The organism is Cupriavidus sp. 2TAF22, from assembly GCF_052115045.1.
Classification (GTDB): domain Bacteria; phylum Pseudomonadota; class Gammaproteobacteria; order Burkholderiales; family Burkholderiaceae; genus Cupriavidus.
Genome location: NZ_JBFRFX010000013.1, coordinates 180,962 through 198,098, shown reverse-complemented (window position 1 = coordinate 198,098; position 17,137 = coordinate 180,962). Strand labels below are relative to the sequence as shown.

General features: G+C 67.4%; 14 protein-coding genes. 12 read left to right on the top strand and 2 right to left on the bottom strand.

The genetic code is table 11. From position 1 onward, the window contains the following. Positions 1-7: 7 nt before the first annotated feature. Entirely contained in the window at positions 8-2,215 is a 2,208-nt protein-coding gene (locus AB4Z48_RS17290; RefSeq protein WP_441616043.1) for an ATP-dependent DNA helicase, read from the top strand. A gap of 71 nt (positions 2,216-2,286) precedes the next feature. Here AB4Z48_RS17290 and AB4Z48_RS17285 read toward each other — a convergent pair whose 3' ends face one another. Beyond that, entirely contained in the window at positions 2,287-3,117 is an 831-nt protein-coding gene (locus tag AB4Z48_RS17285; RefSeq protein ID WP_441616041.1) for an outer membrane protein assembly factor BamD, read from the bottom strand. Between the two features lie 16 nt (positions 3,118-3,133). Here AB4Z48_RS17285 and AB4Z48_RS17280 point away from each other — a divergent pair, with 16 nt between their 5' ends. Together AB4Z48_RS17280 and pgeF are read left to right on the top strand one after the other, a co-directional pair. After that, complete coding sequence (locus tag AB4Z48_RS17280) at positions 3,134-4,351, top strand: RluA family pseudouridine synthase (RefSeq protein ID WP_441616039.1); 1,218 nt, start codon at positions 3,134-3,136, stop codon at positions 4,349-4,351. Continuing rightward, positions 4,341-5,135 (top strand): peptidoglycan editing factor PgeF, encoded by a 795-nt coding sequence (gene pgeF, locus AB4Z48_RS17275; RefSeq protein WP_441616038.1) that lies wholly within the window; start codon positions 4,341-4,343, stop codon positions 5,133-5,135. Before AB4Z48_RS17280 ends, pgeF begins: the two co-directional genes overlap by 11 nt. A gap of 12 nt (positions 5,136-5,147) precedes the next feature. Here pgeF and AB4Z48_RS17270 read toward each other — a convergent pair whose 3' ends face one another. Then, a complete protein-coding gene (locus AB4Z48_RS17270) occupies positions 5,148-5,456 on the bottom strand; it encodes a hypothetical protein (RefSeq protein WP_441616036.1) in 309 nt (102 codons plus the stop codon). A 393-nt stretch (positions 5,457-5,849) separates the two neighbouring features. Here AB4Z48_RS17270 and phaC point away from each other — a divergent pair, with 393 nt between their 5' ends. The 9 genes from phaC to AB4Z48_RS17225 all read left to right on the top strand — a co-directional run bounded on the left by phaC (position 5,850) and on the right by AB4Z48_RS17225 (position 17,087). Further along, positions 5,850-7,646, top strand: a complete 1,797-nt coding sequence (phaC, locus tag AB4Z48_RS17265) for a class I poly(R)-hydroxyalkanoic acid synthase (RefSeq protein ID WP_441616034.1) — start codon at positions 5,850-5,852, stop codon at positions 7,644-7,646. Positions 7,647-7,722: 76 nt separating this feature from the next. Beyond that, positions 7,723-8,904, top strand: coding sequence for an acetyl-CoA C-acetyltransferase (locus AB4Z48_RS17260; RefSeq protein WP_441616032.1), 1,182 nt, complete (start codon positions 7,723-7,725; stop codon positions 8,902-8,904). Positions 8,905-9,022: 118 nt separating this feature from the next. Then, the gene (locus tag AB4Z48_RS17255; protein ID WP_441616030.1) at positions 9,023-9,763 is read left to right on the top strand and encodes a 3-ketoacyl-ACP reductase; all 741 of its coding nucleotides are present in this window, start codon (positions 9,023-9,025) and stop codon (positions 9,761-9,763) included. 427 nt (positions 9,764-10,190) lie between these two features. Further along, entirely contained in the window at positions 10,191-10,742 is a 552-nt protein-coding gene (gene phaR, locus AB4Z48_RS17250) for a polyhydroxyalkanoate synthesis repressor PhaR (protein WP_006155938.1), read from the top strand. Between the two features lie 463 nt (positions 10,743-11,205). Further along, positions 11,206-12,186, top strand: coding sequence for a tRNA dihydrouridine synthase (locus AB4Z48_RS17245; RefSeq protein WP_441616027.1), 981 nt, complete (start codon positions 11,206-11,208; stop codon positions 12,184-12,186). Between the two features lie 232 nt (positions 12,187-12,418). Further along, positions 12,419-13,798 (top strand): 30S ribosomal protein S12 methylthiotransferase RimO, encoded by a 1,380-nt coding sequence (rimO, locus tag AB4Z48_RS17240; RefSeq protein ID WP_441616025.1) that lies wholly within the window; start codon positions 12,419-12,421, stop codon positions 13,796-13,798. A gap of 103 nt (positions 13,799-13,901) precedes the next feature. Continuing rightward, positions 13,902-15,086, top strand: coding sequence for a beta-ketothiolase BktB (bktB, locus tag AB4Z48_RS17235; protein ID WP_441616023.1), 1,185 nt, complete (start codon positions 13,902-13,904; stop codon positions 15,084-15,086). A gap of 34 nt (positions 15,087-15,120) precedes the next feature. Further along, the gene (locus AB4Z48_RS17230; protein ID WP_441616504.1) at positions 15,121-15,738 is read left to right on the top strand and encodes a hypothetical protein; all 618 of its coding nucleotides are present in this window, start codon (positions 15,121-15,123) and stop codon (positions 15,736-15,738) included. A 122-nt stretch (positions 15,739-15,860) separates the two neighbouring features. Next, positions 15,861-17,087, top strand: a complete 1,227-nt coding sequence (locus AB4Z48_RS17225) for a cystathionine beta-lyase (protein WP_441616021.1) — start codon at positions 15,861-15,863, stop codon at positions 17,085-17,087. Positions 17,088-17,137 lie beyond the last annotated feature (50 nt).

The window sequence follows — 17,137 nt, the reverse complement described above, 5'->3', positions numbered from 1 at the left end:
CCTTGCCTTGCCTGCTTCCGAAGACATTCCAGACGCGCCGGCCGCCGCCCTGACGCCCGCGCCGAGCGACGCGCACGGCGGTGCCGCCAGCGGCACCGGCGCCGCCGTGCCTGCCGGCAACGCGGCCGCCCAGGCGGCCCAGCTTGCCACCATCTTCGCCAAGACCGGCACGCTGGCGCAGGCCATCGAGGGCTATCGTCCGCGCGATGCGCAGGAGCGCATGGCCGCGGCCGTGGCAGGTGCGATCGAAACCAGCGACACCGTCATCGTCGAGGCCGGCACGGGCACCGGCAAGACCTTTGCCTACCTGGTGCCCGCCATGCTGTGGGGCGGCAAGGTGATCCTTTCGACCGGCACCAAGAACCTGCAGGACCAGCTCTTCCTGCGCGACATTCCCACCGTGCGGCGGGCGCTCAATGTGCCCGTGTCGGTCGCCCTGCTCAAGGGGCGGGCCAACTACCTCTGCCACTACCATCTGGAACGCGCCGAGGCCCAGGGCCGGCTGGCATCGCGCCAGGACGCGGCGTGGCTGCGCGAGATCGCGCGCTTCGCCAAGGTCACCGCTTCGGGCGACAAGGCCGAACTGGCCTCGGTGCCGGAGAATGCGCCGGTCTGGCAGCTCGTCACCTCGACGCGCGACAACTGCCTTGGCACGGAGTGCCCGAACTACAAAGAGTGCTTCGTCATGCGTGCCCGCAAGGAGGCGCAACAGGCGGACATGGTGGTGGTCAACCATCACCTGTTCTTTGCCGATGTGGTGCTGCGCGATACCGGCATGGCCGAGTTGCTGCCGGCGGCCAACACGGTGATCTTCGACGAAGCCCATCAGCTGCCCGAAACCGCCACGCTGTTCTTCGGCGAGAGTCTGTCGACCAGCCAGTTGCTGGAGATCGCGCGCGACACCGTGGCCGAGGGCCTCTCGCACGCGCGGGACGCGGCCGACTGGGTGCGCATTGCCGCGCCGCTGGAGCGCGCCGCGCGCGACCTGCGGCTGGCCTTCACCAAGGACAATGCGCGCCTGGCGGTCAGCCAGATCGAGGCCGACCCCCGCATCAGCAAGCCGTTCTTCGAAACGCTGGACGCGCTGGAAGCCGCGCTGGGGGAATTCGTGGCCTTGCTCGAGAGCCAGGCCGAGCGCGCCGAATCGCTCGAACAGTGCCATCGGCGCGCGGTGGAGCTGGAGCAGCGCCTGGCTGCCTGGCGCAGCGAGGCCAAGGCCGCGCCGAAACCCGCGCCGGCCGGCGACGAGGCTGCAACCGCTGCCGCGCCGGAAGCCGCCTTCGGGCCGGACACGGTGCGCTGGGTGGAGGTGTTCTCCCATACCGTGCAGCTGCACCGCACGCCCTTGTCGATCGCGCCGATCTTCACTCGCCAGCGCGAAGGGCATCCGCGGGCCTGGGTCTTCACCTCGGCTACGCTGTCGGTGAAGGGCAATTTCAGCCATTACGCCGCGCAGCTCGGCCTGGACAAGGACAAATCGCTGACCCTGCCCAGCCCCTTCGACTATGCGGAGCAGGGCCTGCTCTACGTGCCGCGCGATCTCCCGGCGCCGCAGTCGCCGCAGTTCACCGACGCCGTGGTGCAGGCCGCGCTGCCGCTGATCGAGGCGGCCGGAGGGCGGGCCTTCCTGCTCTGTACCACGCTGCGCGCGGTACAGCGTGCTTCGGACCTGCTCTATGACGCCTTCGCCGAGCGTGGCCTCGAACTGCCGCTGCTGGTGCAGGGCCAGGCCAGCCGCACCGAATTGCTCGACCGTTTCCGCGAACTGGGCAATGCCGTGCTGGTTGGCAGCCAGAGTTTCTGGGAGGGGGTGGATGTGCGTGGCGAGGCGCTATCGCTGGTGATCATCGACAAGCTGCCATTTGCGCCACCCGACGATCCGGTGCTGGCCGCGCGCATGGAAGTGCTGCAGAAGAAGGGCCTGAGTCCGTTTGCCGTGCATCAGCTGCCACACGCGGTGATCACGCTGAAGCAGGGCGCGGGGCGCCTGATCCGCTCGGAGACGGATCGCGGCGTGCTGGTGATCTGCGACACGCGGCTGGTGGAGAAGCCCTATGGCCGCCAAATCTGGCAAAGCCTGCCGCCGTTCAAGCGCACGCGCGAGGCCGAGACGGTGATCCATTTCCTGGAAACGCTGCGCAATGGCGGCGAGCCCGCGCAGGCGGTGGAAGACGCGGTCGGCGCCGGTGACGGCGATGCATCACCCGCCGACTGAGGCCGGCGGGGACAACGAAAATAAAAAAGCCCGATCGGAATCGGGCTTTTTTGCGGCCGGGTGGCTGACTTTCAGAACACTTCCCACCAGGACTTGTCCTTGCGGCGCTCGCCGTACTTGATGTAATCGCTGTTCGGGAAGTTCTTTTCCATCACGCGGGCGGTGTCGTCGCGCAGATCCTTCATGCCCAGCGAATCGTACGAGCGGATCATGATGTACAGCGCTTCCTCGTTGGCCGGCGCGCCGTCATAGTCCTTGAGCGCCTGCTGGGCCCGGTTGGCGGCGGCCAGGTAGGCGCCGCGGCGGTAGTAGTAGCGTGCCGCATGGACCTCATGCTGTGCCAGCGAATTCACGATGTACTGCATGCGTGCCGCGGCGTCGGGCGTGTACTTGCTTTCCGGGAAGCGCGAGACCAGTGTGTTGAACGCGTCATACGCGGCGCGCGCGGCCTTCGGGTCGCGCTCGCTGAGATCCTGGCCGGAAAAGCGGCCCAGCCATCCCAGGTTGTCGTTGAAGTTGATCAGGCCCTTGAGGTAGTAGGCGTAATCGATATTCGGGTGGCTCGGGTGCAGCTGGATGAAGCGATCGACCGAAGCCAGTGCCGCGGCGGTCTCGCCATCCTTGTAGTTGGCATAGGCGGTATCGATCTGTGCCTGCTGCGCGAAACGGCCGAACGGGTAGCGGCTTTCGAGCTTTTCGTACAGCTTGACTGCGCGGGTAAAGTCACCTGAATCGAGGGCTTCCTTGGCTTCAGAATATAATTTGTTAGCCGACCAGCCGGCAGTCTCGTCTGGTTGATCCGACAGCAGGCCGCATGCCGACAGCATGACGCAGCCGCCTGCGAGCAGAATCGCTCCAATTCTTGCGCGCCAGCTGGCGCGCTTCATGCTCATCAATTGCATGGGCAACGTATCCCGGATGAAAAATAGCATCAAGCATTATAGCCCAAGCCCCTTGCCCGAAACCGCGGCCAAGGGCCCCACACAGCAAGCCGAGGATCTTGCCGACACCTTGAACGAGGTGGAGGATCTCGAAGACCTGGTCGACGTGGCCGCGCTGGACGGCCTGCCGGCCGGCGCGCAGCTGTCGCCGATCGAGACCGAAATGCAGCCGGTGTCGTTCGATGTCGATAGTGCCTCACATGGAGAGCGCCTCGACAAGCTGCTGGCCCGCCATCTCAGCGGCTTCTCGCGCAGCCGCCTGCAGCAATGGATCGAAGGCGGCTCGGTGCTGGTCAACGGCACCGCGCGCCGTTCGCGCGATGCCGTGCAGATGGGCGAGCGCATCGAGGTCCGGCCCCAGGTCGCGCCCGAATCGCGCGCCTTCGTGCCGGAAGACGTCGAACTGGACGTGGTGTACGAAGACGCCACGCTGCTGGTCATCAACAAGTCCGCCGGCCTGGTTGTCCATCCGGCTGCCGGCAACTGGAGCGGGACCGTGCTCAACGGCCTGCTGCATCGCTATCCCGAGGCGGTGGGACTGCCGCGTGCGGGCATCGTCCACCGGCTCGACAAGGAAACCACGGGGCTGATGGTGGTGGCGCGCACGCTGACCGCGCAGACGGACCTGGTGCGGCAGTTGCAGGCGCGCACCGTCAAGCGCCGCTACCTGGCGCTGGTGTGGGGCACGACGCCCGACTCCGGCACCATCGACGCGCCGATCGGCCGCGATCCGCGCGAGCGCACACGCATGGGCGTGGTATTGACCAACAGCGGCAAGCCTTCGCGCACGCATTTCCGCACGCTGGGCACGGTGCCGCTTGGACGCGGCAATGTCTCCATGGTCATGTGCCAGCTCGAGACCGGACGTACCCACCAGATCCGCGTGCATTTCGAATCCATCGGCCACCCGCTGCTCGGCGACACGGTCTATCACCGCGCCGCCACGCGGCGCGGCCAGCGTCCGGCCATCAAGGCGCCGCTGCCCGTGCCGCTGGGCCGTCAGGCCCTGCACGCATTCCGGCTCGGGCTGGTGCACCCAGTCACGGGCAAGGACATTTCGTGGGAGGCGCCGCCGCCCGACGACCTGCAGGCGCTTATCGACGTCCTCGACTTCGAAGGCGACGATGCCGACGATGAGGACGATGGCTGGGTGGAGGGCGAAGACGGCGTGTGGGTGTACGGCGATGACGACTGACCCCGCCTGGCTGGTGCCTGACTGGCCGGCGCCCGCGCGCGTGCGCGCGCTGTCGACCACGCGCCAGGGTGGCCTGAGCGTCAGCCCCTATGGCCTGGCGGACGGCAGCCAGGGCGGGCTGAACCTGGGCACGCATGTGGGCGACGACCCCGCGGCCGTGGCCGGCAACCGTGCGCGCCTGGCGGCGCGGCTGCCCAGCGCGCCGGCATGGCTGGAGCAGGTGCATGGCTGCGCCGTCGCGAGCGGGGACGAATTCGCCGGCGGCGATGCCGTGGTGCCGAAGGCTGACGCAAGCATCGCCACGACGCCGGGCCGCGTTTGCGCTGTGATGACCGCCGACTGCCTGCCGGTGCTGCTATGCGACCGTGCCGGCACCGTGGTGGGCGCGGCGCATGCCGGCTGGCGCGGGCTGTGCGCGGGCGTGATCGAGGCCACGCTGGCAGGCATGAGCACCCGGGCCGGACCGCAGGCGCGGTGGCTGGCGTGGCTTGGGCCGGCCATCGGGCCGCAAGCGTTCGAGGTGGGGGCGGAAGTGCGCCAGGCTTTCCTGGCCGCGGCACTGCCGCAGGAGATGGCTGCCGTCGAGGCGGCTTTCCGTCCCGGCGCGCCCGGGAAATACTTTGCCGACATCTATGGCCTGGCCCGGACCCGGCTGGCCCGTGCCGGCTGCGCCGACGTGCATGGCGGCGATACCTGCACCGTCACCGACGCGCAGCGCTTCTATTCCTACCGCCGGGACGGCGTCACCGGCCGCATGGCCAGCCTTGTCTGGCTGGCCGCCTGAGGCCTGCCGGGTTTACTCGCGGGCAGCGGGGCGGCCCTCTGCGCTGGCGGGCGGCGCCGCGCCTGCTGCTGCCTCCGCTGCCTCCGCTGCCTCGCCAGCCGGCGGCGTGGGCCGCGCCTGCGCTTGCACTGCCGCCTGCTCTTGTCTCGCTTCTTCGGCCTTGCGCCGCCGCCGGCGGCCCGGCGTGCCCATGATGTACATCAGGATGGCGACCGGCCCCAGGCCGTAAAAGACGAAGGTGGCCACGCCCGCGACCACGGTGTGCTCGGTAATGGCCATCATCAGGACCACATAGATCCAGCCGATTGCAACGATGTACATCAGAACGTCATCCTTCTCGGGCAAGCTCGTCCCTTTGGCCGGTGCGAGCGGCGGGCACGAGGTGCGGGTGGGGCGCGCAGCATGGGCGCCGGGCGCGCAGGGTGCATTTTGCCCGCGGCGCCGGTCCGCGCAATTTTCCGCATTGACAGGCACAACATTGCAAGGCAACAATGGCCTCGAATGTATTGCGAGGCAGGTCAGTTCGCAGGCATTCGCAGGCTTCGCCGGGACCTTTCGGTCGGCGGCGCGGCGTGTCCGGCAAGCATACCGCATGGCGTCACCAGCCGAGGGCGTCAGCGCGGGCCGGTTTCGAGGCTGGCGGCGGGGCAGTCCGCAGTGGCGGCATGCGCCCGGCCAGCCTTCAAATAAGTGACGGCAGAGAGACGAAACATCATGGCAACCGGCAAAGGTGCGGCAGCTTCCGCCAAGGAAGACAAGTCCCAACCGTTTTCATTTGCACCGGGGCCATTCGATCCAGCTGCATGGCTGGCATGGTCCCGTCAGGCACAGGCCAACGGTAACGGCAACGGCGCGGCAATGCCCCAGGGCATGCCCGGCCTGCCTGGATTGGAGGCGCTGGCGGGTTCCGCCCTGGCGGGCGTGAAGTTCGCGCCCGACCAGCTTGCCGACATCCAGCAGCGCTACATGAAGGACTTCAGCGAACTGTGGCGCGGCATGGCCGAGGGGGGCGGCAATCCCTCGACGGCCCTGCGCGACCGCCGTTTCGCCGGCGAGGCCTGGCGCAGCAGCGCGGCCTTCCACTACGCGGCCGCCTTCTACCTCATCAATGCGCGCGCCATGAACGAGTTGGCGGACGCGGTGGAAGCCGACGCCAAGACGCGCCAGCGCATCCGCTTCGCGGTCTCGCAGTGGGTCGACGCCATGTCGCCGGCCAACTTCCTCGCCACCAATCCGGAAGCGCAGAAGCGGCTGATCGAATCGGGCGGGGAATCGCTGCGTGCCGGCGTGCGCAACATGCTCGACGACCTGGGCCGCGGCAAGATCTCGCAGACCGACGAATCCGCTTTCGAAGTGGGCCGCAACGTGGCGGTCACCGAAGGCGCGGTGGTCTACGAGAACGCCTACTTCCAGCTGCTGCAGTACAAGGCCACCACCGACAAGGTGTTTGCCCGTCCGCTGCTGCTGGTGCCGCCCTGCATCAACAAGTACTACATCCTCGATCTGCAGCCGGAAAGCTCGCTGGTGAGCTACATGGTGGCGCAGGGCCATACGGTCTACATGGTGTCCTGGCGCAATCCGGACGCATCGATGGCCGAGCTGGGCTGGGACGACTACATCGAGCACGCGGCCATCCGCGCCATCGACGTCACGCGCGAGATCAGCGGCCAGGACCAGATCAACGTGCTCGGCTTCTGCGTCGGCGGCACCATTGTCGCCACGGCACTGGCGGTGCTGGCCCAGCGCGGCGAGCACCCCGCGGCCAGCCTGACGCTGCTGACGACGCTGCTGGATTTCGCCGATACCGGCGTGCTGGATGTCTTTGTCGACGAGGCGCATGTGGCGCTGCGCGAGGCCACCCTCGGCGGTGCCGCGGGCACGCCCTGCGCGCTGCTGCGCGGGGTGGAGCTGGCCAATACCTTCTCCTTCCTGCGTCCCAACGACCTGGTGTGGAACTACGTCGTCGACAACTACCTCAAGGGCAACACGCCGGTGCCGTTCGACCTGCTGTTCTGGAACGGCGATGCCACCAACCTGCCGGGCCCCTGGTACTGCTGGTACCTGCGCCACACCTACCTGCAGAACGAACTGAAGGTGCCGGGCAAGCTGACCGTGTGCAACGCGCCGGTGGACCTGGGCAGCATCGACGTGCCCACCTATGTCTACGGTTCGCGCGAGGACCACATCGTGCCGTGGACGTCGGCCTATGCCTCGACCGGGCTGCTGGAGAACAAGGTGCGCTTCGTGCTGGGCGCGTCCGGCCATATCGCGGGCGTCATCAATCCGCCGGCCAAGAAGAAGCGCAGCCACTGGACCAATGACAAGGTCGCTGCCTCGGCGCAGGAATGGCTGGCCGATGCCACCGAGCATGCCGGCAGCTGGTGGCCGGACTGGGCGTCCTGGCTGGCCAAGCATGCCGGCGCGCGCAAGGCCGCCCCTGCCGACTACGGCAACAAGGACTATCGCGCCATCGAGCCCGCGCCCGGCCGCTACGTCAAGGCCAAGGCATGAGATTCGTCCGGGCCGGCGCCGTGCGGCGCCGGTCTGATTCACTCATTTCACGCATTTACCTCGAGAGGACCTCCCAATGACTGACATTGTCATCGTATCCGCTGCCCGTACCGCGGTTGGCAAGTTCGGCGGCTCGCTCGCCAAGATCCCCGCGCCGGAGCTGGGCGCCATCGTCATCAAGGCTGCACTCGAGCGCGCTGGCGTCAAGCCCGAGCAGGTCAGCGAAGTGATCATGGGCCAGGTGCTGACCGCCGGCTCCGGCCAGAACCCGGCGCGCCAGGCCGCGATCAAGGCAGGCCTGCCGGTGATGGTGCCGGCCATGACGATCAACAAGGTGTGCGGCTCCGGCCTGAAGGCCGTGATGCTGGCCGCCAACGCCATCGCCGCCGGCGATGCCGAGATCGTGGTGGCGGGCGGCCAGGAAAACATGAGCGCCGCGCCGCACGTGCTGCCGGGCTCGCGCGACGGCTTCCGCATGGGCGATGCCAAGCTGGTCGACACCATGATCGTCGACGGTCTGTGGGATGTCTACAACCAGTACCACATGGGCGTCACCGCCGAGAACGTGGCCAAGGAATACGGCATCACGCGCGAGGCGCAGGACGAGTTCGCGGTCGCTTCGCAGAACAAGGCCGAAGCCGCCCAGAAGGCCGGCCGCTTCGACGAGGAAATCGTCCCGGTGCCGATTCCGCAGCGCAAGGGCGATCCGGTGCAGTTCGCCACCGACGAGTTCGTGCGTCATGGTGTCACGCTGGACGGCCTGTCCGGCCTCAAGCCGGCATTCGACAAGGCCGGCTCGGTCACCGCGGCCAATGCCTCGGGCCTGAACGACGGCGCCGCCGCCGTGGTGGTGATGTCCGCGGCCAAGGCCAAGGAACTCGGCCTGACTCCGCTGGCGACCATCCGCGCCTACGGCACCGCCGGCGTCGATCCGAAGGTGATGGGCATGGGTCCGGTTCCGGCATCCAAGCGCTGCCTGTCGCGCGCCGGCTGGAGCGTGGAAGAACTGGACCTGATGGAGATCAACGAAGCCTTCGCCGCGCAGGCCCTGGCCGTGCACAAGCAGATGGGCTGGGATACCTCCAAGGTGAACGTCAATGGCGGCGCCATCGCCATCGGCCACCCGATCGGTGCGTCGGGCTGCCGCGTGCTGGTCACGCTGCTGCACGAGATGAAGCGCCGCGACGCCAAGAAGGGCCTGGCCTCGCTGTGCATCGGCGGTGGCATGGGCGTGGCGCTCGCGGTGGAGCGCAAGTAAGGAAGCGGACGGCCGGCCCGCGATACGTGGCGGACTGGCCTATCAGAGGGGTGTGCCGGCGGCGCGAAGGCTTTTCCCGCCGCCAGCTTAAATAACAATTAGCCATCAAGGAGTAGATATGACTCAGCGCATTGCATACGTAACGGGTGGCATGGGCGGCATCGGAACCGCCATCTGCCAACGCCTGGCCAAGGAAGGCTTCAAGGTGGTGGCCGGTTGCGGCCCGAACTCGCCGCGCCGCGAGAAGTGGCTCGAGCAGCAGAAGGCTCTGGGCTTCGATTTCGTTGCGTCCGAAGGCAATGTTGCCGACTGGGATTCGACCAAGTCCGCGTTCGACAAGGTCAAGTCCGAAGTGGGCGAAGTCGATATCCTGATCAACAACGCCGGCATCACCCGCGACGTGGTATTCCGCAAGATGACGCGCGCCGACTGGGATGCGGTGATCGACACCAACCTGACCTCGCTGTTCAACGTGACCAAGCAGGTCATCGACGGCATGGCCGACCGCGGTTTCGGCCGCATCGTCAATATCTCGTCGGTCAACGGGCAGAAGGGCCAGTTCGGCCAGACCAACTATTCCACCGCCAAGGCTGGCCTGCATGGCTTCACCATGGCGCTGGCACAGGAAGTGGCGACCAAGGGCGTGACCGTGAACACGGTGTCGCCGGGCTATATCGCCACCGACATGGTCAAGTCGATCCGCCAGGATGTGCTGGACAAGATCGTCGGCACGATTCCCGTCAAGCGCCTCGGCGGCCCGGAGGAGATCGCGTCGATCTGCGCATGGCTGTCCTCGGACGAGTCGGGCTTCGCGACCGGTGCGGACTTCTCGCTGAACGGCGGTCTGCACATGGGTTGAGTCCGGCAGGCCACCTCTTTGTGCGGGGTGGCCTTTCTTGCTCTGCAGGGCCCTCTCAGGAGGGCTCTTTCTTTTGGGGCGAAGGCCGGTTGGCGTAACGCGACCGGCACAGGGCGGGGCGGCCGGATGCCCTCCGGTCGCGGATATTGCATCGCACCGCCCGCACTGCATCAACGCTGCGCTGCAAACGGCGGTCTTTGCCGTCTGACTTCCCGCAATCCGTTGCCCCGTGCGGGTTTTCCTTAAAGGCTCCGGCTTTCAATAGTGCCTTGTTGGGCATAGAATCAGGGCAGCGGCTTGCCCGCACCAAAATAGATCATGCGTTGCAGGTCAAACACGTTGCATCCCCCGCTGCCGGTTCCCATTGCGCACCGCACAGCATGCGGTGCAGCAGCATGCAACAGCGACGATAAAGGATAGAGCACCGATGGCTACCACCAAGAAAGGCGCAGAGCGACTGATCAAGAAGTATCCAAATCGCCGGCTCTACGATACGCAAACCAGTACCTACATCACGCTGGCCGACGTCAAGCAGCTCGTGATGGACACCGAGGATTTCAAGGTGATCGACGCCAAGTCGGGCGACGAACTCACGCGCAGCATCCTGCTGCAGATCATCCTGGAAGAAGAGACCGGCGGGGTACCGATGTTCTCCAGCTCGATGCTCTCGCAGATCATCCGCTACTACGGCCATGCGATGCAGGGCATGATGGGCACCTACCTGGAAAAGAATATCCAGGCCTTCATCGACATCCAGAGCAAGCTGGCCGAGAACTCCAAGGGCCTGTACTCGGGCGAGCCGTTCAGCCCGGACATGTGGTCCCAGTTCATGAACATGCAGGGCCCGATGATGCAGGGGATGATGAGCAACTACATCGAGCAGAGCAAGAACCTGTTCGTGCAGATGCAGGAACAGATGCAGAGCCAGGCCAAGAACATGTTCGGCACGTTCCCGTTCAACCAGCCCGACAAGAAGTAGGGCGGGCGTTCACCGGCTTCCTGCCTGCCCCCTTTCGCCCCCTTTCGCCCCCTTTCGCCCGCTCCCGTTCGCGGGGGCGCGGCGTGCCCGCACGGTGGATACGGCCAGTGCCGCGCCGTGTGGTGGCGTCGTGTTATGGCGTCGACTCCTGATCGCTTTCGCCGCCTGGCTGGCGACTCGATGCCGCTCCCCATGGCCCGTCGCCTGGGGCCCCACGGGCAATCGGTTAAAATCACGCCTATTCGGCTGACGCGCGGAATCCCGCGCCGGCCATCCATCACAAATGTGGCGATTCATTTTGCGGACTCGCCTGCAAAGCCCGAATCGCAATGCCCCCCGAATTCCCAGACATTCGCCACGCGCTTGCCGCCGCGGCCAGGCCCGTTCCAGGCGCCGCTTGCCCGTTCTCCGGTCTTCCGGCTGGGCGCCGGCAGAAGCGCTGCCCAGCGGCGGCGGCTTTCGCATGAGCCGGCTGTTCCTTGCCCCCATGGAAGGGCTGGCGGACTACGTGCTGCGCGACGTGCTGACCGGCACGGGCGGGTACGACGGCTGCGTGTCTGAGTTCGTCCGGGTGACGGGCTCCTTGCTTCCCGATCGCGTCTACGAGCGGGATACCCCCGAGGTTCTCGACGGCGGCCATACACCCGGCGGCACGCCGATGGTGATCCAGCTGCTCGGCAGTGATCCCGAGTGGCTGGCACGCAATGCCGCCCAGGCCGCTACGCTGTCGCCGCATGGTCTTGACCTGAACTTCGGCTGCCCCGCCAAGCTCGTCAACCGGCACGGCGGCGGCGCCATGCTGCTGGCGGATCCGGGGCTGCTGAACCGTATCGTTTCATCGGTGCGCGCCGCGGTGCCCGCCGGCATCGCCGTGACGGCAAAGATGCGGCTGGGCGTGTCTGATACCTCGCTGGCCATCGACTGCGCCACCGCGCTGGCCGAAGGCGGCGCGGCCTCCATCGTCGTGCATGCCAGAACCCGCGATCACGGCTACCGGCCGCCAGCCCACTGGGAGTGGATCGCGCGGATCGATGCCGCGGTGGACGTGCCCGTCATCGCCAACGGCGAGGTCTGGACCGTCGATGACTGGGAGCGCTGCCGGGCCGTGAGCGGCTGCGCCGACGTGATGATCGGCCGGGGCGCCGTGTCCGATCCTTTCCTGGCCCTGCGGATACGCGGACTGATGGAGCGCTCGGCCTGCGCCGAGGAATGGCCGCTCGTGCTCCGCCATATCGCCGACTATCTGAGGAAACTGCAGGACCGCATCGCCTCCTGTCATGAGCACGGGCGCGTCAAGCTGTGGCTCAGCTATCTGAAGCGGACCTGGCCGCAGGCTGCCGAGCTGCACGACGCGATCCGGCGCATGCAGGATTCGCGCGAGGTGCGCGAGGTCATCGAGAGCGCCATGGCGCTCTCGCCGGCGGCGTTATCCGCGCGGGCGTGAGATCGGTGACACCTGCGGAACACACCGAGCCGCCGCGCTGACGCGCCGCGCGGCTCCGGCAGCCGGCAGCCGGCGAGCAACGGGTACCTTAAGCCTCAAGGACCTGCACGCCAGGCGCGGATGTGCGGCGCCAGTCGCCGGCAAACGTTGCCGAACGGTTAAAATGCGCGATTGGCTTCGTACCGCCCGGCGGCCATGTCCCGCCCGGCACGCCCCACATTTGGAAGTAACCGTGAAAAACCCTGCAGAATCAACGACTAACAAAGACCGTATTCCAAATGTGGGATTCGTCAGCCTCGGCTGCCCGAAGGCCCTGGTCGACTCCGAACAGATCATCACCCAGCTGCGCGCCGAAGGCTATGCCATCAGCGGCACCTACGACGGTGCCGACCTGGTGGTGGTCAACACCTGCGGCTTTATCGACGAAGCGGTGCAGGAAAGCCTGGACGCGATCGGCGAGGCGCTGAGCGAGAACGGCAAGGTCATCGTGACCGGCTGCCTGGGCGCCAAGAAGAACGCCAAGGGCGAGGACATCATCACCTCGGTGCACCCCAAGGTGCTGGCCGTGACCGGCCCGCACGCGCTGGGCGAAGTGATGCAGGCGGTGCACACGCACCTGCCCAAGCCGCACGATCCGTTTACCGACCTGGTGCCGCCCGCGGGCATCAAGCTCACGCCCAAGCATTACGCCTACCTGAAGATCTCCGAAGGCTGCAACCACCGCTGCTCGTTCTGCATCATCCCGTCGATGCGCGGCGACCTGGTCTCGCGCCCGGTGGCGGAAGTCATGCTGGAGGCGGAAAACCTGTTCAAGTCGGGCGTGAAGGAACTGCTGGTGATTTCGCAGGACACCAGCGCCTACGGCGTGGACGTGAAGTACCGCACCGGCTTCTGGGACGGCCGTCCGCTCAAGACCCGCATGACCGAACTGGTGGCGGCGCTGGGCGAGCTGGCCAGCCAGTACGGCGCTTGGGTGCGCCTGCACTATGTGTACCCGTACCCGCACGTGGACGAGATCATCCCGCTGATGTCGCAGGGCCATGTGCTGCCTTACCTGGACGTGCCGCTGCAGCATGCGCACCCGGACGTGCTCAAGCGCATGAAGCGCCCGGCCAATGCCGAGAAGACCATGGACCGCATCCGCGCCTGGCGCGCGATCTGTCCCGAGCTGACCATCCGCAGCACGTTCATTGCCGGTTTTCCCGGCGAGACGGAAGAAGAGTTCCAGACGCTGCTCGACTTCATCGCCGAGGCCGAGCTGGACCGCGTGGGCTGCTTTGCCTACTCGCCGGTGGATGGCGCCACCGCCAACGACCTGCCGGGCGCCTTGCCCGACGAAGTGCGCGAGGAACGGCGCGCCCGCTTCATGGAAGTGGCCGAGGAGGTCTCCGCGCGCCGCCTGCAGCGCAAGGTGGGCCAGACTCTGCGGGTGCTGGTGGACGAGATCAACCAGGACGGCGGTATCGGCCGCTCCGCCGCGGATGCGCCGGAAATCGACGGCCTGGTCTATATCGACCCGCCCGCCGGCGCCGCGCGGCGCTACAGGGTCGGCGAGTTCGTCGAGGTGAAGATCACCGGCGCCGACGGTCACGACCTGTGGGGCGAAGTCTGACCGGATTCCGGCGGCCAAGCCTGGATAGGTAAAAGTACGATCGTTCGCTTTCCCCGGCGCGCCGCTATACTGTGCGCTGCAACATCAGCCCAGGAGACACAAGATGACACGTGAAGTGGTGGTGGTGAGCGGCGTGCGGACCGCGATCGGTACCTTCGGCGGCAGCCTGAAGGACTTTTCCCCGACCCAGATGGGCGCCATGGTCGTGCGCGAGGCACTGTCCCGCGCGCAGGTCGGCGGCGACGAGGTCGGCCATGTGGTGTTCGGCAATGTCATCCAGACCGAGCCCCGGGACATGTACCTGGGCCGGGTGGCGGCAGTGGAGGGTGGCGTCAGCACCGACGCGCCGGCGCTGACCGTCAACCGCTTGTGCGGCTCCGGCCTGCAGGCCATCGTCAGCGCTGCGCAAACCATCATGCTGGGCGATGCCGACGTGGCCATCGGCGGCGGCGCCGAGAGCATGAGCCGCGCGCCGTACCTGGCGCAGTCGGCCCGCTGGGGCGCGCGCATGGGCGACGCCAAGCTGCTCGACATGATGCTGGGCGCGCTGCATGACCCGTTCCACGGCATCCACATGGGCGTGACCGCCGAGAACGTGGCCAAGGAATACGACATCGGCCGCAGCCAGCAGGACGAGACCGCGCTGGAATCGCACCGCCGCGCTTCGGCGGCCATCCGCGCCGGCTATTTCAAGGACCAGATCCTGCCGGTCACGCTGAAGTCCCGCAAGGGCGACGTGACCTTCGACACCGACGAGCATGTCCGCCACGACGCCACCATCGACGACATGACCAAGCTCAAGCCGGTCTTCGTCAAGGAAAACGGTACGGTGACCGCGGGCAATGCCTCGGGCCTGAACGACGCCGCCGCGGCCGTGGTGCTGATGGAGCGCGGCGTTGCCGAAAAACGTGGCCTCAAGCCGCTGGCGCGCCTGGTTTCGTATGCGCATGCCGGTGTCGACCCGAAGACCATGGGTATCGGCCCGGTGCCGGCCACCAGGAAGGCGCTGGAGCGTGCCGGCCTGAGCGTGGCCGACCTCGACGTTATCGAAGCCAATGAAGCCTTCGCCGCGCAGGCCTGCGCCGTCAGCAAGGCGCTCGGCCTCGATCCGGCCAAGGTCAACCCGAACGGCTCCGGCATCTCGCTTGGCCACCCGATCGGCGCCACCGGCGCCCTGATCACCGTCAAGGCACTGTACGAGCTACAGCGCGTGCAGGGCCGCTATGCACTGGTGACCATGTGCATCGGCGGCGGCCAGGGCATCGCGGCCATCTTCGAGCGCATCTGAGGCTGACTTGCGGCGCCTAGCGAATCTCCTGTCCTTGCCGGCGCCGGCCCGGCTGCTCGCGGCCGGCCTGGCCACGGCAGCGCTGTGCGGCGCTGCGCTGGCCGCCGGCGGCACCGAGTTGTCCACCAGCACCGCCGGCGCGGCCGACGGCGCCAGCCAGGGCTTCGGCATCAACCAGGCGATCCGCGAAGGCGAGACCAGGCGGGGCACGCAGCTCTCCACGGGCGCCGCGCCCAGGCCCCTGTCGCCGCGTCCCGAATACGCGTCGCTGCCGGTCTACGTAGGCACGCTGGGCGACCAGCCGGTGCGCCTGCGGCTCGGGCCCAAGTCCGACGAGCGCGACAGCGTGCATGGCGAATACAGCGTGGGCCGCGGCGGCGGCGTGCGCCTGCTCGCCGGCGAGTACGAGAACGGGGCCTTCCTGATGGAAGAGTCCAGCGACGGCACCCGCGTCACCGGCAACTGGGAAGGCGCCATCGACGGCGCTGGCGTCGTCCGCGGCAACTGGACCGATCCGGCCAACCCGGCCATCAATCTGCCCTTCATGATCCGGCCGCTCGGCACGCTGGTGATCCCGCCGTTCGACATGACGCCCAACAGCGGCGTCACTTACGCGCCGCCGCCGCCAAAATCGTCGATCTCGGGCTGGTAAGCCCAAGGCAGGACGGCAAGGGGCGGACAGCAAAGGGACCGGCAAGGCGCTTCAGGCCAACGCATGCCCGAATGCTGGTAAGCTCGAAGGCTCATCGAGTCACTGCCAGACAAGGAACCATCGTGTCCGATCGCAAGCCGCCCGAGCCGTCCGGCTCCCATTCCGCCTTCCTGCAAACCGTGGCCGTCCAGCCGGAGCTGGATATCGCGCCCGGCTTTGCTTCGTTCTCGCCGCCCACGCACCGCGGCTCCACCGTGGTGTTCCGCAACCTGGCGGAACTGCGCGCGCACGGCGACGGCGCCACCACCTACTGGCGCTACGGCCTGCACGCCACGCCGACCAGCGAAGCACTCTGCCAGCATCTCGCACTGATCGAAGGCGCGCGTCATACGCTGCTGCTGCCGTCTGGCCTGGCAGCCATCTCGCAGGTGTATTTCGCGCTGGTCAAGTCGGGCGACGACGTGCTGGTCCCCGACAACGTCTACGGCCCCAACCGCGAGCACGGCGAATGGCTGGCGCGCGATTACGGCGTGTCGGTGCGCTACTACGATCCGATGATCGGCGCCGGCATCGCGGGCCTGATCCGCCCGAACACGAAACTGATCTGGATGGAGTCGCCGGGTTCGGTGACCATGGAAATTCCCGACACCCAGGCCATCGTCGCTGCCGCGCGGGCGCGCGGCGTGATCACGGCCATCGACAATACCTGGTCGGCGGGCGTCTATTTCCGGCCCTTCGACAAGGGCATCGACATCTCGGTGCAGGCCCTGACCAAGTACCAGTCGGGCGGCGGCGACGTGCTGATGGGCGCGGTGCTGACCTGCGACGACAAGCTCCACGACCGTATCAGGCGCACCCGCATGCTGATGGGCTGGGGCGTGTCCGCCGACGACTGCTATCTGGTGCTGCGCTCGCTGCCGAGCATGCCAGTGCGGCTGGCCGCGCACGACCGCGCCGCGCGCGAAGTGGCCGAATGGCTGTGCCAGCGTCCGGAAGTGGCCAGGGTGCTGCACCCGGCGCTGCCCGATTGCCCCGGCCACGAGGTGTGGCGGCGCGATTTCACCGGCGCCACGGGGCTGTTCTCGATCGTGCTGCGCGACCGCTATACGCGCGCGCAGGTCGATGCCTTCGTCGAGGCGCTGCGCCTGTTCGCGATCGGCTGGTCCTGGGGCGGGGCGCACAGCCTGGCGGTGCCGTACCACGTGCAGACCATGCGGCCGGCGGGCAGCTGGCCCCCCGCCGGCTGGGAGCACGCGGGTGAACTGGTGCGCCTGTATATCGGGCTGGAGGACACCCGTGACCTGATCGCCGACCTGCGCGCGGCCATGGAAGCGAAGCTGGTGGCCTGAGCAGGCCGGCCCCCCCCCCGGAACAGAGAACGGCCCCGTCTTCGCCAGAC